Below are 22,302 nucleotides of genomic sequence, written 5' to 3' on the forward strand. Positions count from 1 at the left end.
TTTTACTCTTCTATTTTAACCATAGACATATTACTGTTGTATGGTTCGCTTCCTTTTTTCTCTGATGCTTGGGTTGCAGCATTTAGATTATTAAACTTCTCATAATAGATATAATATTTGCTTGTATTTACATCAAAGAAGAAATCGATATTTTCTTGTCCTGCTGCAACTGCCTTTCTTAAGAACTCATCTCTTTTTTCCATATCTGTATGAACTGCAATTACTATATAATATCCTTCCTCAACATTATTGACACCTTTTAAAATCTGAATATTCTCCAGCACTTCGCCTGAATCAAAATTTTCTGGTTTAAGTGAGGTATTACTCAATGGCGTATTCTGTTTTATATAGTTTAAGGTTACTCTATCTTTTTGATATCTCGCTTCTTCATTACTATAAGCAGCTCGGCTAATTCTTCGTTTTCTCTCTATTTCCGTAGCAACTTCAATCGTTTCAAGATTAGTTGTTAAATCTTCTCTAGACTGAATAGCTTTAGATCGAATAGATTTAAGTTCCTGAATCTTTCTTAAATAAAATTGATTGGCAGAATCATTTTCAGGAGTATCCTTTATTCTTGCATCATATAATCTTTCCAATTCAGAAATCTGTGACTCTTGGGAATTTATTAGATTGTCTAAATCTGATTGAATAGCAGCAATAATTCTGTTTTCAGCCGAGATACTCTTGAATGGTTTAGGCTCCAAGAAAATTCCTTGTTCGCTTAAATCATTTTCTTCTTTTAAATCGTCTAGATCTTGTTGTTTGACGTCTACTTTTTCTTTCAATCTTATTAATAGTTCTTGTTGCTCGATTTTTGAATTTTCTGTCAATTCTATTAAATCATTCATGGATTCAGCATTCTTATCTCCAGGTGCAGATAATACTATTTCATCCATTTCTTCTGTTTTTATTCTTGCCTCTTCTTCTGCCTTTAATCTAGCTTCTTCGGCTAATTTTTCTTGAGCTTCTTGCTCTGCCTTAACACGTGCTTCTTCAGCAAGTCTATCCTGTTCTTCTTGTTCTGCCTTGATGCGTGTTTCTTCAGCTAATCTTTCTTGTTCTTCCTGTTGAGCTATTAATCTTGCCTCTTCTTGTCTTTGCAATTCTTCAGCTTCTTCTTTAAGCTTGGTTTCTTCTGCCAATTTTTCTTGAGATTCTTCTACAAGGTTAGTATTAGCTTGGTTTTCTTCAGAAGGTTCTGAAGTATTGTTTTCTTCAATTATATCAGGCACTATTGCTGTAGTATTGAGTTCAACTTCTTTGGCTTCAACTGGACTAGTATTAGTTTCTGGCCAAGGTTTTCTTTGCGGAGCCTGACTAGCAAGAACACGTCTAGATTTTCTTGAAGGCATAAATAATGCTTGTTCATCATTGTTATCTAAATAACTACGTCTTTCCGTCTTTTTAAATCTATAGGCAATTGTAAACTCATGCGAATTCCCAAGATCTGATAAATCTCCAACAGCATTCTCGTAATTATATTCTATTGCTATTTCCTTGGTTATATTTAATCCAATACCAGCAGACATTCCATATAGGGTATTATAACCAGCTTGTGCCCAAATTCCTTTGGGAACTGATAACATTGCAACTCCAGAAATCGCGGTTTCATCCTTCTTGAATTCTGAACGTAACAATGTGGAAAATTTACTTTGATCAAAGAAACCTCTTGAATTCATAAACCCAGTGTACATGATATGAGCTTGAATACCTTGCTCTGGATTGTCTTCAATGATTTCTGATGTCTTTATATTGTATGCAACTGCATTATTTATAGATAAACCAAAATCGAAAAACGTAGTTCCGTAATTGATTCCTGGATTTACAGTAAATATAAAATTAGAAGGAATATTGTCTAGAGATGGGTCTGGAAAATTGGTTACAACTTTACCTTCGTTTAAACCGCTTTTGTAGAAACCTAGATTCATACCAAAGGTCAAGTTGCTTTCATTGTTTAATGTAACATTGTAAGCAAAGTTTAAAACACCTCCAAAGGTTGTAAGCACACCATAATCTTGTTGAAACAAACTGATTCCGGCTCCAATATTATCTCTAACCTTTCCTGAATAACTAAATAAGTAAGTTTGTGGTGCATCATTAAATTGTACCCATTGTCTTTTGTTGGTAAAACTCACATATCTATATTCCTCTTTGACAAAACTAAAGGTAGGATTAACCACAAACCTATTAAATTTTAAAGAATTTCTAACAGGCAATTCTAAAGCAACAACACCATCTTCTTGAGAGTAAAGTTGGTGTGCGCTAAAAAATAATAATAATGTCATGTATAGTAGAGTTTTATTCATACTATTTTATTACTGTTATAGATCCTTTTTTTGTTCTATTGTTTTCTGTTTTAATTATGTAATAATAAACAGGGTTTATGCTTTTAAAATCTAATTGATTTTGTGGCCAATTATTCAAATAATTATTGGTTTGTAATACTGTTTCACCATGTGCACTTATAATAAAAACTTCAGTATTTGTTCCACTTACGTACTCTTGAGGAATAATCCATGTGTCGTTTATCCCATCTCCATTAGGGCTTATAATATTTGGAATATTAGCCACATTCGGAAAAGGTTCAGTTATATTAAAAATGAGCTCATCCGAAGATGAACAACCGGAGTTTTGAGTAATTACTACCTTATAATTTCCAGTTTCTGTAGCTTCATAACTATTGTTTAAAGCTCCAGAAATAATAGAATCATTCCTATACCAAGCAAATGTAGGGTTGATAGCATCTGTTGTTACAGTTGCTGTAAGTGTTTCCCCTTCCTCCAAAGTATTGTTTTCGGGGACATCAATACTACTCGTAAAACCAACGCTATTGAGTTCAATTGATGCGCTTTCCATACAACTTCCTAAATCAATTTCAACCTCGTAAAAACCAGATTCACTTGTAACATACATCTGTTCTGTTGCTCCAGAGATTTCTTCGCCGTCTTTATACCATTTATAGGTATTGCCAGAAATAGCATTTAATGTTGTTGGGCCATTACCTGAACAAAATGGATTTCCAAGGCTTGAACTAATACTTGTTGAGGTGCCAGAACCAGATTGACTTACATCTACACGATTGGAATATGAGTTTGATGTACAGGACCCATAATTAGTTTCAACAAAATAAGTCCCTGATTCACTTACTTCTAAACTTTCTCCGGAAGCTACAAAAACGGAAGTGGTTTCACTTGTTTCCTTATACCAGTTGAAGGTCAATGATGGGTACTGTAATGGTGAATTATTTGATGGCGCTCCTGGATTATCAATAGTCAATATATAACTCTCTCCTGGACAATACACAGCAGTAGAGATTAAATTATTAATTGTAAAAGGTTCGTCTTGATATTTAAAATATGCAGCAAAAGCATTAGAACCAGTACTCGTTGCAACTGGACTTGTACTCCTAATCCTTAATTTATAAGCTTCTCCAGCTATTGTGTTTGGAAAAGAAAAGTTTAAGGTTGCTGGTGATGTGGTTACACTTCCTGCAGCAGATGTATATATGGCCGTAGTGCTCGTAAAACTTCCTGTTTCATCTGAAAGCTCTATGATAAATTGGTTACTAGATGTTAAATCAGTTTCTGGTGAAAAGGTAAACGTTACATTGTAGGTGTTAAATGAATCACTTGCACAGGCCTGACTAAAACCTAAATTAGGTTTGCTAATCACTATTTGTGCATTTGAGTTTTTTATAAATGCAAAAACAAATAAGAGGGTTATATATGCAGTTAAGTTCTTCATTAGGTATTATTTCTTTGGGGTGAAATATCTCCAGATGCTTTTTTGCTCTTTCTTCCTTATAAATCTAGTTTCTTGTTGCTATAATTCCGTTAATTCGCAATCTAAAGTCTGGCCTTCTTAAATCATCTAATTTAATAAACGTTTCAGTATTAGAGCTTTTAGAATATACATTGCTAAAGGCATTATTCCCATACCAATCTTCAAGATCCTCATTATTAGAATTGTTTTCTAAAAAAATATTTCCATTACAATTGTTGAAATACATTGAAGTAAACTTAATCCTTTCCAAATTTTCTTGATTCAAAGTAATCTTATCTTCAAATATTACGGCAGGGTTGAAACCAGAAATAACACTTTTGTTCATATCGAGCGAGGCATTATGACCCACGTAAACAGCTTCGTTGATTAAACCAGAACTTATATGAGATTTCAAATCTTCACTATCATTTAATAGGGTTAAGTTTTTTGCAACAACAGATGTTGGGTTTCTAGTAAAATCAACTTCGTTTTGCTCATTGTACGTCTTGATTTGTAAAGATCTTGAACCATTACTATTTGACGCATAAGGAGATCGCACAGCTAAAGAATTGTCAATAATACATTGAGTTCCATAATTAAAGCTAAAGTCATTTCCGTTTGATCTATAAGAAACCGCTTTAAATAAATCGACTTGGCCTCCCCAAATTTCAAAGGAATTTCCAGCAGAATAACTTACCATAATGTTTTCTAAAACTGTTTCTTTTCCAACACTAGCTAATAACAAACCATTGAAATTACCAACCTCTACTGTTCTTTTACCAGCATATTCTATTCTTACAAAACGTAATATCCCAGAACTACTATTGGGGTTTTCTCCTCCAAAATTGGTATTCCCATACGTGGCTGATTTAAGTTGACCATAAAATGAAGCTACAGAGCCATTACCAAATTTATTGGTCGGAGCATCTCCAAGAATAATTAATCCGCCCCAATCACCTGATCTTCTCAAACTTCTGTTAGACGTAAATATAATTGGATCTGTTTCACTTCCATCCGCAATGATGGTAGCTCCTCTTGAAATTGTAAGACTAGCTTTAGTTTTGTAATCACCTAGAATTATTGTTCCGGGCTCTATGCTAAGAGTAGCATTGTTGGATACAAAAACATCTCCTTCAAGTAAGTACACATGCCTTTTATAAAGCTTTGTGTCTTCTGTAATATCTCCTGTCAAAATTTGTGTCGGCTCACCATAGTATTCTTGGTTAGGCTTAAATTGTGTCCAATTATTCAACCAATTGGTAACGCCTACGATACCTTTTTCCTGCTGTGCTGAAATGACACCATATATTGATAGAAATAGCGTAATAGTTAAGGTAATTTTTCTCATGGGTTATTTTTTAAAATCAATTTATTAATCTTATTGACCAAATATAATAAAAAAAATCCATGAAATGCATATTTATTCGATAAAATGCAATTTTTTACAACATTTATAAAAAAATATCGATGAAATATGTATTTCATCGATATTAAAGTTTGTATACTTAATAGTTTGAATATTATTTAAGAAATATTCAAATTCCTAATTTTTAGAGACTAAATATATTTTGTCCAGTTAAAAACCTTTAAAAGAATTTAAAATAATAAAAATCATATAACTCAATAGATACAATTAATGATAATCACTATATTCATGCAACAATTTTAGAATTTCTTCATAAAATAGAATAGATGAAATAATATTATCTGTATCTGTAAAAGGTAAAAATCCTTTTTGAAATTCATCAGATACTTCTAGGAAGTCTTTTGTAGCCTCAAATTGATCATCTAATGCTTTTCTATTATCTTTTTCATCAGGAATACCAAATGAAGACATAGTTACTCCAGGTTTTGTAGCAAAACCTACATAAGGTAAAATTTTAACAAGGCTTCCAACTCTTTCAACATAAAGCTCTATAAGTTCACCCTTTTGCATACGATCGAGTTCTTCTTTATTATGGTATTTTTTTATTGTAGCTGTTTCACTTATAATGCTTTTTGGGGCACCTTTCTTTTGGGCAAATCCATAACCAATTACAAATAAAAAGCTAAAGCAGAAAAGAATAATTTTATTTTTCATGTTTAAGTAGATTAAGAATGATATGAGCAAATTTATGTAATTTATCGAAAAAAACAAGCGTTTTATCGATTTTTTTAAAATTTATGCGCTTTATTGAATTCAAAAAAACGCAAAACTCTTGCTTAAAATATTATGCAATTACATTTCAATGACAAAAATGACATTTAATTGAGCAGTATTATCCAATAAAATATACTAAAGTCTTATATCGTTTTTTTATCCATTTTTATTAATGGCCCATATAGTCCATTTTTTGAACTTTTCAATCAATCCACTATAACTCATCCACAATACATTTGTCCTATCAAATAATTTATTAACTAATTAAATATTTTTATTATGAATACAAAAAATAAAATTGTAGTATTAATAAGCTACGGATTAGATGATGAAAGAGCCTCTGTGGCTTGGAGTATTGCCAATGGAGGTATTAAATCTGGATTGGATGTGAACATTTTTTTAGTAAGTTCTGGTGTTGATTGGGTTAGAAAAGGTGCAGCAGACCATGTGCATCTTAACCCAAAAGATCCTACCATGAAAGAAATGATTGACGCTGTAGTCAACAACAAATGTAGAATTATGGTTTGTCCTCCTTGTGCAGCCGTGCGAGGTTACTCTGCCGAAAACTTAATTGATGAAGTAGAGTTAGTTGGTTCTGGAGCATTGCACCAATTGATTTTAGAAGGCGCAGAGACTATATCACTTTAACAATAACATTTTAAATTAATATTATGAAGATCCTAAAACCGAAAATATCTAAAGAGATTATCCGTCAAGTTCCAGTTAGTAAACTAGATAGTATCATAGCAGAAAATAACTACAACATAATTGATGTAAGAGATCAAAAGGGAATTGAAAAACAAGGAAGTATTCCTGGTGCAATTAATATTCCTTTTGATACAATAGAAAGGGCAATTGATAAAAATCATGACGACTTTAATCCAATTTTCAAAAATGATGGACCATATTTATTTTGCTGTACTGGAGGAGTTATGTCTTATATGGCCGCTATAAAAGCTCAAGAAAGAGGAATTAAAAATGTCTGCAATTTGGATGGTGGCCATTCAGCCTGGCTAAAATTAACGACAACTGCTACTATTTAAAAGTTCGCTATGCATATTAAGAAGGCCAATGCAAGTTCTTCGAATTTTAACACCAAATTTATAAAAAAAGGACTTGCATTTTATCTTCTTCAATCAATAAAACAATCTTTAAAAAATTAAAATCATGGATTTATTAATCAGTGTATTAACTGTTTACGGGCTATCCGCTATCATAACTATTAGCAAAATATTCGAACCTTTAAGAGATTTTGCAGAAAAAAACAGTCCTAATTTTTGGAAGTATTTAACAAGCTGCATGCAATGTCTACCATTCTGGGTTGGTATCTTTGTGTCGTTAATTATTGGTGTGCCCTTTGAAGCAATGAATGAAAAATTGCCCTACTCCTTAAATGTTTTCCTAACTTATCTACTCTCCGGTGCTTTATTTAGTGGCACCACTTTGATTATCCACACTATATTTATTAGAATAAAAGGCAAAAAATGGGATGAGATGCAGGAAAAAGAAAGAATTAGAAAAATTAAAAAAGGAATTATATCAGAAAATTAATCTGTACAAGCTATTAAATTGGAGTACTAATCCTTGAATCTCTCCATTGTTTTGGAGTAGTTCCAAATTGCTTTTTAAAACTTCTAATAAAATGGGAGTCACTCTCAAAACCACAATCATAACAAATTTGTTGAACTGTAAAATCTGTGTTTAACATTAGATTACTAGCTAAATGAAGTCGTTTTTTCATTAACCATTTGCCAGGTGTGGTATCATATAATTTTTTGAAGTCCCTTTTAAATGTTGAAACACTCCTACCACATAATCTTGCAAATTCTTCAACCTTTAGATTATAGATATATTGTTCTTCCATAATTTGCTCAACTGTGTTATCAATATTTTTGGATATTGTATACAGAACATCTGTAATAGCCGAATTACTAGCTACAGAACAAATATTCAAAATCATTTCCCTGAATTTGAGTTCTATAATTTTTTGTGATGGTTTGTTGTTTTGTTTTAAATAAGAGAAAAAGGAATGATACAAGGTTTTTAAGCTTTCTGAAACATCTATCCTGTAAATAAAATTTGGGTTATCTATTTTCTTTAAAGCTGAAGTTTCTCTAAAAATATCTTCTTCAACACTTCTTTTTATAAAATCATCTCTCATGAAAAACATAAGAACACAAAAACCTTCTTCAAAATATTGCTGGTTCTTAAAAGCTCCTTTTCTAACAAATATGGACTGACCTTCTTTGACCAAATACTCATTTGCCGGCATGATCCATTTTTTCTGACCGCTCAAAACGTATACAATACTGTGGCATTCAGACCAAGCTGTGAAGAGCTCTTCCTTAATAGGACATTTAAACTCAACAATCAGGTAATCTTCACCTATTATCTTATTGTATCCAGGCGTTTCTAGAAAGTGCCTAAACGAATCGAACATAGTCTAACTAGCTATAAATTTGAATGATTAAATTTAATAAATTTTCTTTAGTTGAGAATAATCGAATACTCAATAGAATTTCTATAAAGAAATCTTCGTCTTGGTTTGAATCTATGTTTTTAGCAAGCACACAAAATAAACCAAACGCAAAATTTATTTATTAATTAAGAGCTGATATTAGTGAATTTGCCATAGATTCGGATATTACTTATCAACTTCAGATTTATGCGGATAACCACTTCTAAATTATTCTAATTAAAAAGTGAGTATTATCTTATAATAATTGGTCCCGTAATTATATTAGGATTTCATCTTTAAATAAAAAGGGAAACAAGAAGTTTCCCTTTTTTTAAGCTTTTAACAAATTAGGCTTTCCCAAGTATTCTAAACATTCCTGTTCCACAGGTTGGGCAAGTTCCTTTCATTGCTTTTCTGCCATTCTTCATGGTGACTTCAGCAGCACCTTTGATTTGCTTTTTATCTTTACACTTTACACAATATCCTTCCATGGTTTTTGATTTTTATGTTAGTAATTACTTGAGATAAAGATAGGGATAAATGATATACTTTGAAATTAATATTTCGTATTGTTTACTCATTTATCAACTTTTTACTAACATTTTAATGTATCTATGAGTTGAAAACAAAAAAAGCCCTTATAAATAGGGAAAAGCTTCTCACTAGTCTATTTCCAAACTACTTTATCACATTTCTGTGACTAATGCAATATTTTTGAGGTTATTGCAAAAAATAATCCGATTTGTTCTAACTTTATGTTTTCTTCCTGCATTTAACCTACCTCAATTTAATTATTATGAAAACAGATTTAGTGTATCCAAAAGCTCATTTATGGCTAATCATTCCTTTTGTTTTAACAATTGCTGGGTTTTACATGTCATACTGGAGTGTTTTTAGTGATGCTCCTTGGCGTCAGCATATGCATGGACTAACTGCTACAGCATGGTATTTACTTCTTATTATACAACCATGGTTGATTCATAATAAGCCTGCTATTTATCATAAAAAGCTAGGTATAGTAATGCTTTTCCTTGCAGGAGGTGTTGTATTTTCAGCCTTTCAAGTAATCCCATATCAAGTAGTGAACGATTTTCTGCCAGATATGTTAAAATATGGTTTCTCATTCGGGGACATTTGTGCATTAACAGGATTTAGCATAGCTGTGGTATTAGGTGTATTGAATGCACGAGATTATAATAAACATGCGAGATGGATGATATCCACTGTTTTTTGGGTTTTACTTCCGGCTACTGCTAGGTTACTTTATTTCCCATTATTAGCAGCATATGATGGTAATCCGCCTATTTCATATATTCAAGCAGCATATATCTGTTTTGCTGCAGCTCATATTGTTTTACTCTATTTAATGATAATGGATTATAAAAAATATAAAAAGATTTATGCTTCCTATTCTTTTGCTTTTATAGGTGTTGCCTTCTACACCTTTGCTATTGCGCCTATGGGAAAGTGGCAGTGGTGGATAAATATTTGTCATTCTGTTATTGGTAAAGGAATGTAAATTACTTAAACCTCTCACAATTATAGAATTTAATTAGCGGGATACTTTTTTTGAAGAAAACTTCTATTAGTGTCTTATTTAAATTATTTTTAATGAAGGTCATAAAACCTTTAATAAAATGCAAGAGCCTATACTCAAATTTCTTAATATTTTCTTTTTTGGATTTCATACAGTTGTTATCTTGTTTAATATATTTGGGTGGATCATACCGAAATGGCGTCTAGCTAATCTTATTGTATTGTCACTCACTGCATTTTCATGGTTTATCCTTGGTATCAGGTACGGATGGGGATATTGCTTTTGTACTGACTGGCACTGGCAAGTACGTGAAATGCTAGGTTATCATGATATGAGCACATCATATATACATTTCCTCATATTAAAAATAACTGGTGTGCATTTATCGGTTTCATTAGTTGATACAGGAACTACAATAGTTTTTTTCTCCGCTTTTGTTGTCAGTATCTATCTGAATGTGAGAAAATGGACGCAGAAATAAAAATGCACTTAAAACAAAAAAAGCCCTCCCAAATAAGGAAAAGCTTCTCACTAGTCTCCAACCAAATAGGTATTTTCTACAATCCCTCAATCAAAATATACAATTTTAAAAAATTTTTTATATTTATTGCACATAGCACGTAAGTAAGAATTATAATGTTCTCCTTTATAAAAATTATGGGTGGCAAAAAGTTTTACTCCCTTTTAATATTTATATTCCTTTCGGCACTTTTTACTGTTTTGTTTTCTTGTAAGGAGCCCCAATTGGACACCAAATTAATTGTATCAAAATACAGCAAAGGTGTTGTAAAAATATTATTACAAGATTCAGTACAGGAAAAAAAGAAAAAGGGGTCTGGATATATAGGCAGGGGCTCTGGATTCTTTGTGAGTGAAGATGGTTATATTTTCACCAATCGACATGTAGTTGAAATGTGTGTTAAGGGATATATTGATTACGACCTTAAAGACAAATCAGGAACCACTAGAAGTAATCTTGATTCTTATTCCGACGAGATTGTAAATGACAAAAATTTTGTAAAGGCTTTTCGCACAGGTTACGCCACCCCCATTATACAGGTTTATCACGGTGCTAACGAGACCGACTACAAACTCTATGTTGCCGAGGTAGTAGCTATTGGTATGGGGGCTTTCGATGGAGCTATATTAAAGGTATTAAGTGATATTGATGGCAATCCAGTTGACGAAAAATTTAAGGCACTCCCCATAGGAAATTCTGATGAAACCCAACAAGGTGAAGAACTTTGCGTTTACGGATTCCCTCAACAATTCGGAGGTAACCATGACCTAATGTTATTAGATATGAGCACATTGAGTATGGGCATTATGAGTGGATTGGATTTTGTATTTAACAAGGATTATGGATATATTAAAACCGATGCAGAGATACATGGCGGAAACAGCGGTGGTCCTGTTTTTGATGAAAACAATGAAGTAATTGGAATAGCAACCGCTAAAGGAACGAAAACCAATATTGGTCTAGTGGGCGGTATTAATGGTATGTATTATATAGCTGCCAGCAATCCTGAACTTCAAGAAAAATTAATACGTAAGGGTTTAGTAGCTCCAAAAAGATCCTTTTCTATTAATACAACTACAGGAAAAAAACAACCAATAAAAACAGCATACCAGATTAATTCCTCAATGAATATTGGCAATAAAACCCCTGTTAAAAAGCCAAATTATACTTCATTTTCATCTTCCTATTATAGTAAAGCGAAAATTTGGTTTTCAAATATTTCACCAGAAGAAAACAATAATTATATTCCATCTAAATCTAAACGATATACTAGTTTTACTATTGACAGGCAAAAAGGTGGAAAAATTTGGGTATATGTAGATAATTACCCTAATAAATTAAATACTTCTCAAATTAAAGTTAATGTATATAAAAAATCGAATAACAAATATATTGAACATAAAAAATTGGTTTATAATTCTAATTCGACTTTGGACAACTTTTATTTCGATTTTTCGTCTTATGAAGCCACATGGTATAAGTTTAATGCATTTTCTAAAGAAGGTAAGTATATCGCTACAGGGTATTGTTCAACCAGCTATAAATTGAATTGAATTGTATCATTTTCAAATTCAACTCTCCTAATTAATGTTTTACAAAACAAAAAAAGCCCTCCCAAATAAGGAAAAGCTTCTCAATATTCTAGTCCTAAACTGATATTCATCATTGTAAGCAATTTGTGGTATGCATATCTTATAGAATTAATTTTTTAAAAGAGACCATTATGAAAAAATATTACTTTAAATCTTTGATTTTGGGTATAATGTACTTGACTATTAGTGCAAGCCAATCCCAAAATATTTTGTACGATGGTGATTTTAGTTTAACCACCGAAATTATTCCTTTTGACACCCCTACACCACCTATTAATACATGGGCATATTGGGTGAATTACTATGGAAATGGTTCAGATGCAAACCCAATGGTTGTTGATGAAGTATGCAACTTTCAAATTATAAATGCAGGTTCAAACACTTGGGATCTGCAATTAGCACAATGGGGTTTTCCATTAATCCAAGAACATTCCTATCAACTATCATTTGATGTCAAAGCGGATGCATACCGTTCTTTTGGGGTTTATTTAGGTGAAGATGGAGGCAATTATACTAATCTCATTGGTTATGACCGATATATGTATGATGCCACTACTGAATGGCAAACTATAACTATAGAGTTTGAAGCTTTTTCAGTATTTCCACTCCACAAGTTAAGTTTTGAGTTAGGTACTAACAGTACAACTATGTATTTTGACAATATTGTATTAACAGATCTTGGGCTTGATTATAATTATAATATTGTTGCTGACATAACTGCTTTAAGAGACCACGTTGCAGCCAATGGTGAGGGTTTGTATTATGAAATTACCGGAGCTTCTCTGGTAAACCATACAGATAGCTTCCATAATAGATTATGGCTTCAAGACAGCCATATATCAGGAATTGCAATAGTAGATGCAGATGCAACCATAACAACAGATTTTAATGTGGGGGATAAAGTTACAGGTCTTAAAGGCCAAGCTAGATATTTAAATGATACAAAGATAACTTTACTTCCATCTACAGACAGCGGTGTTTTAGAATCTTCTGGTAATCCAGTAATCCCAGAAGTAGTTGCAATACCTGATTTTAACTCTAATTACATAAATTATGAATCAGAAATAATCGAACTACAAAACGTTACTATTGAGGAGGGTGATGGTGTTGCAGTTTTTAACCCAGGAAGCATCTACCATGTTACCGATGTCAACATGAATACAGTTTTAATGTATATAGATTATTGGGATGCGAACCATATAGGAACTATTATTCCTACTTCCACATTATCAAGTTTGGTGGCTGTTGCTGGACATTATGGTGGAGTGGCACAAATTTATCCAAGAAGTTTAAGCGATTTTACTTTGGGAAGTAGTAACATTTTGTATGATGGTGATTTCAGTTTGACTACAGAAATTATTCCTGATACACCTGCACCACCCATTAATACTTGGACATTTTGGGTAAATAATGGAAATGGATCAGAAGCTAACCCCACTGTTATTGATGGTGTATGTAATTTTCAAATTATAAACGCGGGAAATGAAACTTGGAATGTTCAATTAGAACAATATGGTTTTCCATTAATCCAAGGGCATTCCTATAAACTTTCATTTGATGTTAAAGCAGATGCAGATCGCTCCTTTGGCGTCTATTTGGGAGAATTCGGAGGTAATTGGACAACTCTAATTGGATATGACCGATATCTATATGATGCAACCTCCGAATGGCAAACAATACATATTGAATTTGAAGCATTCTCTGTATTTCCTCTTCACAAGTTAAGTTTTGAATTAGGTACTAACAATACAACTACATATTTTGACAATGTTGTTCTAACTGATCTTGGAGCTACCGAGCATTCCATAGGAATAATAGGGACAGCCGTAAATGGATGGTCTGATGATGTCAATATGGAAACTTCTGATGGCATCAACTATTCGCTGTCCAATTATCCACTAGCTGAAGGTGAATTAAAATTTAGACAGGATGATGATTGGAGCGTCAACTGGGGAGGCGACACTTTTCCAACTGGCTTTGGATGGCAAGATGGCCCAAATATTCCGATACATTTTGCAGCCAATTACGACATATCTTTTAACAGATTCACAGGTGAATATACTTTTATATGTTTGGATAATTGTCCCGCAAATATTGGAATACTCGGTTCAGCCGTAAATGGCTGGTCTGAAGATATAGACATGTCAACCACAGATGGAATAACGTATACTCTAAACAATTTTTTCCTTACAGATGGAGAAGCAAAATTTAGACAGGATAACAGTTGGGCTATTAATTGGGGAGGTGACACTTTCCCAACTGGAATTGCAACACGTGACGGTCCAAACATACCCATAAACAGAGGAAAATATAATATCACATTTAACATTGAAACTGGTGAATATAATTTTGCTTATTTAAGTATTGATATTCTCGGTTCAGCTTTAAATGGATGGTCAAATGGTATTGATATGCAAACCGAAGATGGCAAAAATTATACCTTGAGCGATTATTACTTTAGTTCAGGCGAGGTAAAATTTAGACAGGACCACAGTTGGGCGATTAATTGGGGAGGTGACTCATTTCCAAACGGTGTCGGGTTTTTGAATGGCCCTAACATTCCTGTTTTGGAAGGTACCTATGATGTCACTTTTAACAGATTATCAGGTGAATATAATTTTATAGCGACTACCTGCCCTAATCCTGAAATTGTTTGTCCATGGGATATATATGTAGATAATTTTCCTGGCATGTGTGGTGCCTATGTAGACTATCCAGAAGTGGTTCCACAAGCAAATTGTGGCGGTGAGGGTATTGTGTTTGAACAAACATCAGGTCTTTCAAGTGGTTCTTTTTTTCCAGTGGGTATAACCACAAACACATTTGAACTGACCAATTCCACAGGCGATGTTGCCACTTGCAGCTTTAACGTTACCGTTTATGATGCTGAATTACCTGTAATAACCGATTTGAATGAAAATTATGAACCTCTCTGGCCAGCAAACCATAAGATGGTTCCTGTATTTATAGAATATATTACACAAGACAATTGCAACATTTCTACTACAGATATATACATTTCCACAAATGAACCTGAAAATAGTATCGGAGATGGTAATCATGAACCCGATTGGGAAATAATTGATGAACATAATGTTTTGTTAAGAGCCGAACGATCTGGCACAGGTAATGGAAGAGAGTATTACATTACTATCCGAGTCGTTGATGATTCATGGAACTATACTGAACGACAAATATCGATTTTAGTTCCTCATGATAATGGCAAAATAACTGAAGAATTCATTCAATCTAATCAAAGAGTCAATAAATTCATTTTGTATCCAAATGGAGTTGATGAGATTATTAATATAAAAGGGCTAAAAACTTCATCTAATCCTTCATATTATATTGTTGATATGTTTGGTACGATAAAAAAATCAGGAACCTTATTTAATAACCAAATTGATGCAAGAACACTTTCAACAGGTATTTATATTTTAAAACTTGAAATTGAAGGTGAATATTTCTTTAAAAAATTTGTGAAAAACTGATTTCAAATTAAAGGCCTATTCAGGTAGGCCTTTTTTAATATTCCCAAATTTTAGCTTATCAAATTTTAATTTTTTAGCGAAAATATTCAGTAAAAACCATTAGTAGTTTGATAAACAGGCATATATCCACACAATTATTTGACTAAAAAAATAGTTTGATTTTGAAATAATTATCTTGATTAATCCAGTAAAAGCTATATTAAATTTTTTAAATCAGGTATATTTTAAACTGACATTTCTCATTTTTCCCTAATATGTGTATGATTAAATTTATAATTGAATGAAAAAAGGATAAGAATGAAGCCCAAAGTCACTCGATAGTTTTACTTTGTTTTATTCTCATTTGGCTGATTATTTAATATTTATTTGATTTTAAAAATAAATCAGTATGTCCTACTCCAAAAACATATTTTCAAGGTTTAATTGTATAAAAAAGTATTTGTATAAATTAAAGTGAATTTTAAGAAATACATATCAGAGCTTAAAAGACGCAATATTGTTAGATCGGCAATAACCTATTTGGTAATTGCATGGTTAATTGCTCAAGTTTCTTCTATTGTTTTTCCTGCTTTTAATTTGCCAACTTATTTTATGAAAACCTTGATTTTTATATTGATCATTGGCTTCCCTGTAAGTTTAGTTTTTGCTTGGGCATATAAGTTGTCTCCAAAAGGAATTGAGAAAACTCAAATCATGAAGGTTGAAAAAATAAAAGCAAAAGATTTTGATCATCAACTTCAAAACAATACTAAGAAATTAGTTGTTGTACCGTTTAAGAACATTGGTTCGGATATTGATAGTAATTATTTTAGCGATGGGTTGACCGAGGAAATCATTATCCGTTTATCTGGAATCAAACAACTAGATATTGCTTCAAGAACAACGTCAATGCAATATAAAAATTCTGAATTAGATATTTTATCATTGGGTAGAGAACTAAACGCGAGATATCTTTTGCAAGGCACAGTGCGTAAGCATAATAACGAGTTGAGAATATCTGTAGAATTAATTGATTTAGAAAAGGATTCAGAGCTTTGGGCTAAAATCTATCGAGGCAAGATGGTAGATATTTTTGACATTCAGGAGAAAGTATCTAAAAAGATTGTAAAGTCATTACAGCTAAAGTTAAGCCAAAAGGAAAAGATGGCACTAGGTAAAAAAGCAACTATGAATATAGATGCTCATGATGCAAACTTAAGAGCTCGTGAGTTTCTGTTTAGATATACAAAGAGATATCTTCTTTTAGCTATAGACCTTTTTCAAAAAGCAATAAATTTAGATCCAAAATATGATGTTGCTTATGCTGGTATGAGTGAAGCTTGTGCTTTGTTATATGAAACACATGACAGAAACCCTAATTGGCTTGCTAAAGCAGAAGATTCATCAATGAAAGCAATCATTTATAATCCAAATTCTTCTGAAGCATATAGTGCTCTTGGTCTGGTTTATTATAACAAAAACTTATTAAATGAAGCGTTATTATCCGTTGAAAAGGCAATTTCATTTGATCCCGATAATTTCTTTGCCTATTGGGTTAGAGGTCGACTATACAGATTGACTGATAGAGATTCTGAAGCTGTAATTGATTTTAACAAAGCATTAGATCTTAATAAAAATTTTCATACTGTTTATGGTGATTTACAGATGGCTTACGAAACGTTACATGATGATGAAAATCTCCGAAAAACTATTGAACGAGCTGCATTATTTTATCCGAACTATTTGTTGCATCACCCTGATGATTCTCGAGCGCACCAATTTTATGCCTTTACATTGAAAAGGCTTGGTCGATTGGAAGAAGCCAAAAAAGAAATGCAAAAAGGAATTCAACAAAACTCAAATGATCCAATTATTATTTATAATGCCGCTTGTTTTTATGCATTAATTGATGAAAAATCAACCGCTATTGAGAACCTCAAAAAAGCAATAGACAATGGTTTTAGAAATTATAATTATCTCAAACATGATCCGGATTTTTACAGTTTACGAAAAGAGCCTGATTTTATCGCACTAATGGAAAGTAAATGACTAGTTTTAAACAACTTTTTTTAGTTACTAAATATAGGTCAATTTAATAAATTAAATATGAAAGCCGCAATTTATGAATCATTTCAGGGACCAATAACTTTAAAGACTGTTAGCGAAAGGACTCCAAAAAAAAATGGGGTTGTTATTTTAGTAAAAGCTACGGGATTGTGCCGCAGTGATTGGCATGGTTGGATGGGTCATGATCAAGATATTAAATTGCCTCATGTTCCTGGGCACGAATTTTCAGGAATAGTTGAATCTGTGGGGGAAAACGTCAGAAATTTTCGAATAGGTGACAGAGTTACTGTGCCTTTTGTATGTGGTTGTGGTAGTTGTGGTCAATGTTTATCAGGAAATCATCAAGTTTGTGATAATCAATCACAACCTGGTTTTACACATTGGGGATCATTTGCCCAATATGTCACTATAGATTATGCTGATACCAACCTGGTAAAACTACCTGAAGAAATAAGTTTCAAAACCGCTGCTCTTTTGGGTTGCCGTTTTATTACCTCTTATAGGGCAATAGTTGAGCAAGGAAAAGTTTTGGGTGGCGAATTTGTAGCAATACATGGTTGCGGAGGGATAGGTTTATCTGCTATAATGATTGCCAATGCTTTGGGTGCTCAAGTAATTGCAATAGATATTAATGATGAGCCTTTGAATTTAGCTAAAAAATTAGGCGCAATTTCTACCATTAATGGATTTAATAATCCCCATATAGTTGAACAAGTTAAATCATTAACCAAGGGAGGTGCTCATGTATCTATGGATGCACTTGGAAGTGCAACAACATGTTTTAACTCCATTGCCAATTTAAGAAAAAGAGGTAGGCATATTCAAGTTGGATTGATGACAGGAGGTCATACTAATGCTAAAGTTCCTATGGATAAAGTATTAGCCAACGAATTAAAAATAATAGGTAGTCATGGAATGCAAGCATATAAATATCCTGAATTATTGGAAATGATTAAGAATGGAAAACTACATCCTGAAAAACTTATAGAAAAAACTATTTCTCTTGAAGAATCTACTCAAGCATTACCTAATATGAACAAGTTTGACCATAAAGGAGTTTGGCTGATTGATTCTTTTTAATATGTTATTAATGCTTTTTTTAATAAAAAATACATTCCATAACAATCACTTATTAGGAGTGGCAATTTCTATTTGCTCTTTAACATACCTTCTAAATTCAGGATTAAATTCCTTTTGTGCATTATCCCAATATTTTGAAAACCATTGGGTTTTTGAAAACCATCTAATAATTAGAGCGTAAGATGTAGCCATATTTTCCTCTAATAACCCTTGTTTATTCAGAATGTGTTGAAGCTCGTAAAGTCTAAAAAAAGATTGATAAAATGCATGTCTTCTACCCAGTTCTTCACTCTTAAAATTCTTTAGCTTCGTATAAATTATACCAAGATGTTCATCGGATGCAATATCCATAATTGCTTGACGTGAAGCCAAATACAAGTCTTTGGTGATTTCAGCTCGGGCTAATTTATTACTATTTTTAATTTGAATTGATAAATATATTAAAGAAGCAATGACTCCAGCCGCTCCAATTATTTCTATGATAAGACTAATAATTCCAGATTCCATGCTAATAAGTTTAAGATTGAATACAAGATAATGAATTATAAAGTTGGCAATCTTAAACCCATGGAATAATTACAAAAACATACTACAATAATCCACAAAAACAAAAAAAGCCCTCCCCTTTCGACTACCGCTCAAGGCAGGCTTTAAGGAAAAGCTTCTCACTAGTCTATTTCTAAACTACTTTGTCACATTTCTGTGACCAACACAACATTTTATTTGCGGTCTGGACGGGATTTTTCTAATCAATCACTAGAAACCCGAAAGTTTTTATTTTTATTTAAATTTATGATAAATAAAAACATTTAAATCTTCAGTTTATATATATGTATGATTTCTACGCCATAATGAAAAGTGAAATTGTTTTAAATAAATTTGAAATCAATGATTTGCTTTTAGTAGAATATAAGTGTCCTTTAAAAGAGGAAAAAGTAAAAATCTGGTCACAATATGACTATTTAGTTTATGTATTAAGTGGGGAGAAAACATGGATTACTCAGGAAGGGTCATGGACGGTGAAAAAGGGAGAAGCCCTATATGTTAAAAAAGGGGCATCAATTATAAAGCAAAATTTTGATGAAGAATTTTGCAATTTGGGTTTTTTTGTTTCAGATGATTTAATACGGTCTGGTTTAAAGGAAGTAGTAAAACAAACTCCGATACAAAATGTTGAAGGAGCAGATTCATTTGTTATCAATAAAGTCAAAATTAATAACCAATTGAGGTCATTTTTTCAATCGGTGTTAGGTTATTTTGATAATGAAAGTAAGCCATTAGAAAGCATATTGGAACTAAAGGCAAAAGAACTTCTATTAAACATTATCAATAGTAATCAAAATATAGAAATTGCATCCTACTTAAAAAACACAACCCTAAATGAGCTACCATCTCTACCTAATATTATGGAAGCAAATTTTAGTTACAATTTGAATATAGATCAATTTGCAACATTATGTAATAGAAGCAAATCAAGTTTTAAGCGAGATTTTAAAAACCATTATAATTGTAGTCCTGGAAAATGGATTCTGGAACGCAGATTATCTAAAGCAGCCCGATTACTTCAATTAGATTTAGATAATGTCTCTCAAGTTGCATATGATTGTGGGTTTGAAAGTACCGCCCATTTTAGCAGAACGTTCAAAAAAAAATATGGAATTCCTCCATCTTCATATAAAAATTCACACTAATTCTTTAATAAAATAGACGTTGGGCTTTTTAGGCAAATGATTGGGCTTTTAAGGCAAATCTAAAACAGACTTGTCCTTTTTCTTTGCATTGAATGAAAAAATAATTCAATCATGATAAAGGACATAAAAGATATTTCTTGGATAAAGTTAACTGAAAGTTTATCTAAAAAATTTGCCGAAAAAGCAAAGGAACATGACAAAGAAGGAAGGTTTGTGTATGACAATTATCGCCTATTAAAAAAGCACAAATATTTTTCAGCAATCATTCCTAAAGAATTAGGAGGAAGTGGAGTATCCTATTCTGAAATGTGTGAGTGCATAAAACTAATTGGTAAATCATGCGGAAGTACTGCACTTGCTTTTTCAATGCACCAACACTTAATTGCTGCTAGTATCTGGAAATACTATAAAGATGGTTCAAATGAGGTGCTTTTAAGAAATATCTCTAAACATGAATTAATTTTAATAAGCACAGGAGCAAGAGATTGGTTAAGTTCAAATGGTTCCCTTAAAAAAACTCATGGAGGATATCTTTTTTCTGCAAAAAAACATTTTGCGAGTCAATCTTCAATAGGAGATCTTGCTATTACAAGTGGAATATATGAAGACCCTTCTAAAGGTAAGTTAGTCCTCCATTTTGGAGTTCCAATGAATTCAGTAGGTGTAAGTTTATTAGACGACTGGAATGTGATGGGTATGAGATCAACAGGCTCACAGACTATTATATTCGACAATGTATTTATACCAGATTCGGCAATATCATTGGAAAGAACACAAGGAGAATTTCATGGGGTTTGGAATGTTGTAATTCCTGTAGCGATGCCGCTAATAATGTCTGCCTATGTAGGCATATCAGAAGGCGCATTTAATGAAGCCCTTAGAATTGGTAAAACCTATCAGAGGAATCAAGATCATCTTAAATATATCTTAGGTAAAGCTTACAACGCATACCTCATGGGTTTAGTCCAGTGGCAAAGTATGATTAAAAGGGTAAATGATCTCAATTTTAACCCTGGCAATCAAAAAACCGTAGACATTTTAAGCTTGAAAACCAATGTTACTCATGCATGTAAAGAAACCGTAAATCAAAGTATGGATGCCATTGGTGGTCAAAGTTTTTATAAGACTTATTCACTGGAAAGAATGTTCAGGGACATCCAAGCAGGAAATTTTCATCCACTTCCTAAATGGGAACAGTATGCATTTACAGGTGATATAATCTTAAATAAAATAAACAATTAATAAATGTTAAAATGAAAACAGTAATTATCATTCAAATCGTATCGGTCATTATAAGTTTGATTGCACCAATTTTCTTCTACAGATCATTTAAAGAAGGAATTGATAAGTCAAATATTGAATGCAGCCAAAAATTGAAATCAAATGGAATATTATTCGGCAGTTTATCCATTTGGGTTTTACTAGTGTACATCTTCACATTAAACGAAGTTTTTGCCTATAGTCATGACGAACTATTTCCAAAATTTTTGTTTGGTCTTTTAATTCCAGTAATAATCACATTGTTACAGTTTAGAAATAAAAGATTCAGAACTATCATAAATAATATGTCCTATAAATCACTTGCTGAAGGTCAGCTATGGAGAGTACTAGGAGCCATTTTCTTCTTGGTAGCTACTTCAGGAATTGGGCCAAGAGAGTTTATAAGCTCTGGCGTTGGAGATGTAACTACAGGTTTAATTGCCCTTCTTACTGTTTGGGCTTTGACAAAAGGTTTTAAATGGTCAAAAATGTCCATGTGGGCTTTGATAGCTTTTGGAGTATCTGACCTTCTTATAGTGTTATTTGTGCTTCTTACTAAATATCCTATTTGGTATGATGCCATGCCATCAACAGCAATAGCAGGATCTTTTCCTATGATGCTAATCATTGGAATTGCCGCACCTATGGCACTTCTACTACACATTTTCATGTTAAGGAAATTGATTTTGGAAAATAAAGCAAATAACTAAAAACTTTATAAATAA

General features: G+C 32.4%; 19 protein-coding genes. 12 read left to right on the top strand and 7 right to left on the bottom strand.

All coding sequences use genetic code 11. The features are described from left to right. Nucleotides 1-2: 2 nt before the first annotated feature. From AAFP94_RS01820 to AAFP94_RS01835, 4 genes are all read right to left on the bottom strand, one after another. Entirely contained in the window at nucleotides 3-2,306 is a 2,304-nt protein-coding gene (locus AAFP94_RS01820; RefSeq protein ID WP_316660868.1) for a PorP/SprF family type IX secretion system membrane protein, read from the bottom strand. Nucleotide 2,307: 1 nt separating this feature from the next. Then, entirely contained in the window at nucleotides 2,308-3,744 is a 1,437-nt protein-coding gene (locus AAFP94_RS01825; RefSeq protein ID WP_316660867.1) for a T9SS type B sorting domain-containing protein, read from the bottom strand. A gap of 64 nt (nucleotides 3,745-3,808) precedes the next feature. After that, nucleotides 3,809-5,110, bottom strand: a complete 1,302-nt coding sequence (locus tag AAFP94_RS01830; RefSeq protein WP_316660866.1) for a hypothetical protein — start codon at nucleotides 5,108-5,110, stop codon at nucleotides 3,809-3,811. Nucleotides 5,111-5,395: 285 nt separating this feature from the next. After that, nucleotides 5,396-5,842, bottom strand: a complete 447-nt coding sequence (locus AAFP94_RS01835) for a hypothetical protein (RefSeq protein WP_316660865.1) — start codon at nucleotides 5,840-5,842, stop codon at nucleotides 5,396-5,398. 339 nt (nucleotides 5,843-6,181) lie between these two features. Here AAFP94_RS01835 and AAFP94_RS01840 point away from each other — a divergent pair, with 339 nt between their 5' ends. The 3 genes from AAFP94_RS01840 (at nucleotide 6,182) to AAFP94_RS01850 (ending at nucleotide 7,453) form a co-directional block, all read left to right on the top strand. Further along, nucleotides 6,182-6,550: a DsrE family protein gene (locus AAFP94_RS01840; protein WP_316660864.1), complete on the top strand. Its 369-nt coding sequence runs from the start codon at nucleotides 6,182-6,184 to the stop codon at nucleotides 6,548-6,550. Nucleotides 6,551-6,573: 23 nt separating this feature from the next. Continuing rightward, nucleotides 6,574-6,945: a rhodanese-like domain-containing protein gene (locus tag AAFP94_RS01845; RefSeq protein ID WP_316660863.1), complete on the top strand. Its 372-nt coding sequence runs from the start codon at nucleotides 6,574-6,576 to the stop codon at nucleotides 6,943-6,945. Between the two features lie 124 nt (nucleotides 6,946-7,069). Beyond that, nucleotides 7,070-7,453 (top strand): hypothetical protein, encoded by a 384-nt coding sequence (locus AAFP94_RS01850; RefSeq protein ID WP_316660862.1) that lies wholly within the window; start codon nucleotides 7,070-7,072, stop codon nucleotides 7,451-7,453. A 13-nt stretch (nucleotides 7,454-7,466) separates the two neighbouring features. On the opposite strand, the gene AAFP94_RS01855 is transcribed toward AAFP94_RS01850, so the two are convergent. Together AAFP94_RS01855 and AAFP94_RS01860 are read right to left on the bottom strand one after the other, a co-directional pair. After that, nucleotides 7,467-8,342: an AraC family transcriptional regulator gene (locus AAFP94_RS01855; RefSeq protein ID WP_316660861.1), complete on the bottom strand. Its 876-nt coding sequence runs from the start codon at nucleotides 8,340-8,342 to the stop codon at nucleotides 7,467-7,469. A 365-nt stretch (nucleotides 8,343-8,707) separates the two neighbouring features. Beyond that, a complete protein-coding gene (locus AAFP94_RS01860) occupies nucleotides 8,708-8,851 on the bottom strand; it encodes a DUF5679 domain-containing protein (protein WP_316660859.1) in 144 nt (47 codons plus the stop codon). A 305-nt stretch (nucleotides 8,852-9,156) separates the two neighbouring features. Between AAFP94_RS01860 and AAFP94_RS01865 the strand changes: the two genes are divergently transcribed. The 6 genes from AAFP94_RS01865 to AAFP94_RS01890 all read left to right on the top strand — a co-directional run bounded on the left by AAFP94_RS01865 (nucleotide 9,157) and on the right by AAFP94_RS01890 (nucleotide 18,626). Next, on the top strand, nucleotides 9,157-9,879 hold the full coding sequence (locus tag AAFP94_RS01865; protein WP_316660857.1) for a hypothetical protein: 723 nt from the start codon (nucleotides 9,157-9,159) through the stop codon (nucleotides 9,877-9,879). A gap of 118 nt (nucleotides 9,880-9,997) precedes the next feature. Further along, nucleotides 9,998-10,378 (top strand): DUF2784 domain-containing protein, encoded by a 381-nt coding sequence (locus tag AAFP94_RS01870; RefSeq protein WP_409627960.1) that lies wholly within the window; start codon nucleotides 9,998-10,000, stop codon nucleotides 10,376-10,378. A 263-nt stretch (nucleotides 10,379-10,641) separates the two neighbouring features. Continuing rightward, nucleotides 10,642-11,970, top strand: coding sequence for a S1C family serine protease (locus AAFP94_RS01875; RefSeq protein ID WP_316660856.1), 1,329 nt, complete (start codon nucleotides 10,642-10,644; stop codon nucleotides 11,968-11,970). A gap of 170 nt (nucleotides 11,971-12,140) precedes the next feature. Then, nucleotides 12,141-15,500 (top strand): carbohydrate binding domain-containing protein, encoded by a 3,360-nt coding sequence (locus tag AAFP94_RS01880; protein WP_316660855.1) that lies wholly within the window; start codon nucleotides 12,141-12,143, stop codon nucleotides 15,498-15,500. A gap of 453 nt (nucleotides 15,501-15,953) precedes the next feature. Beyond that, the gene (locus AAFP94_RS01885) at nucleotides 15,954-17,528 is read left to right on the top strand and encodes a TPR end-of-group domain-containing protein (protein WP_316660854.1); all 1,575 of its coding nucleotides are present in this window, start codon (nucleotides 15,954-15,956) and stop codon (nucleotides 17,526-17,528) included. Nucleotides 17,529-17,585: 57 nt separating this feature from the next. Beyond that, on the top strand, nucleotides 17,586-18,626 hold the full coding sequence (locus AAFP94_RS01890; protein WP_316660853.1) for a zinc-dependent alcohol dehydrogenase family protein: 1,041 nt from the start codon (nucleotides 17,586-17,588) through the stop codon (nucleotides 18,624-18,626). A gap of 45 nt (nucleotides 18,627-18,671) precedes the next feature. Here AAFP94_RS01890 and AAFP94_RS01895 read toward each other — a convergent pair whose 3' ends face one another. Further along, nucleotides 18,672-19,133 (bottom strand): hypothetical protein, encoded by a 462-nt coding sequence (locus AAFP94_RS01895; RefSeq protein WP_316660852.1) that lies wholly within the window; start codon nucleotides 19,131-19,133, stop codon nucleotides 18,672-18,674. Between the two features lie 323 nt (nucleotides 19,134-19,456). On the opposite strand from AAFP94_RS01895, the gene AAFP94_RS01900 reads away from it, so the two are divergent. The 3 genes from AAFP94_RS01900 to AAFP94_RS01910 all read left to right on the top strand — a co-directional run bounded on the left by AAFP94_RS01900 (nucleotide 19,457) and on the right by AAFP94_RS01910 (nucleotide 22,287). Beyond that, nucleotides 19,457-20,317: a helix-turn-helix domain-containing protein gene (locus tag AAFP94_RS01900; protein WP_316660851.1), complete on the top strand. Its 861-nt coding sequence runs from the start codon at nucleotides 19,457-19,459 to the stop codon at nucleotides 20,315-20,317. 111 nt (nucleotides 20,318-20,428) lie between these two features. Further along, nucleotides 20,429-21,559: an acyl-CoA dehydrogenase family protein gene (locus tag AAFP94_RS01905; RefSeq protein WP_316660850.1), complete on the top strand. Its 1,131-nt coding sequence runs from the start codon at nucleotides 20,429-20,431 to the stop codon at nucleotides 21,557-21,559. 11 nt (nucleotides 21,560-21,570) lie between these two features. Continuing rightward, entirely contained in the window at nucleotides 21,571-22,287 is a 717-nt protein-coding gene (locus AAFP94_RS01910) for a hypothetical protein (protein WP_316660849.1), read from the top strand. Nucleotides 22,288-22,302 lie beyond the last annotated feature (15 nt).

The sequence above is a fragment of the Gilvirhabdus luticola genome (assembly GCF_040117515.1).
Lineage (GTDB): Bacteria > Bacteroidota > Bacteroidia > Flavobacteriales > Flavobacteriaceae > Gilvirhabdus > Gilvirhabdus luticola.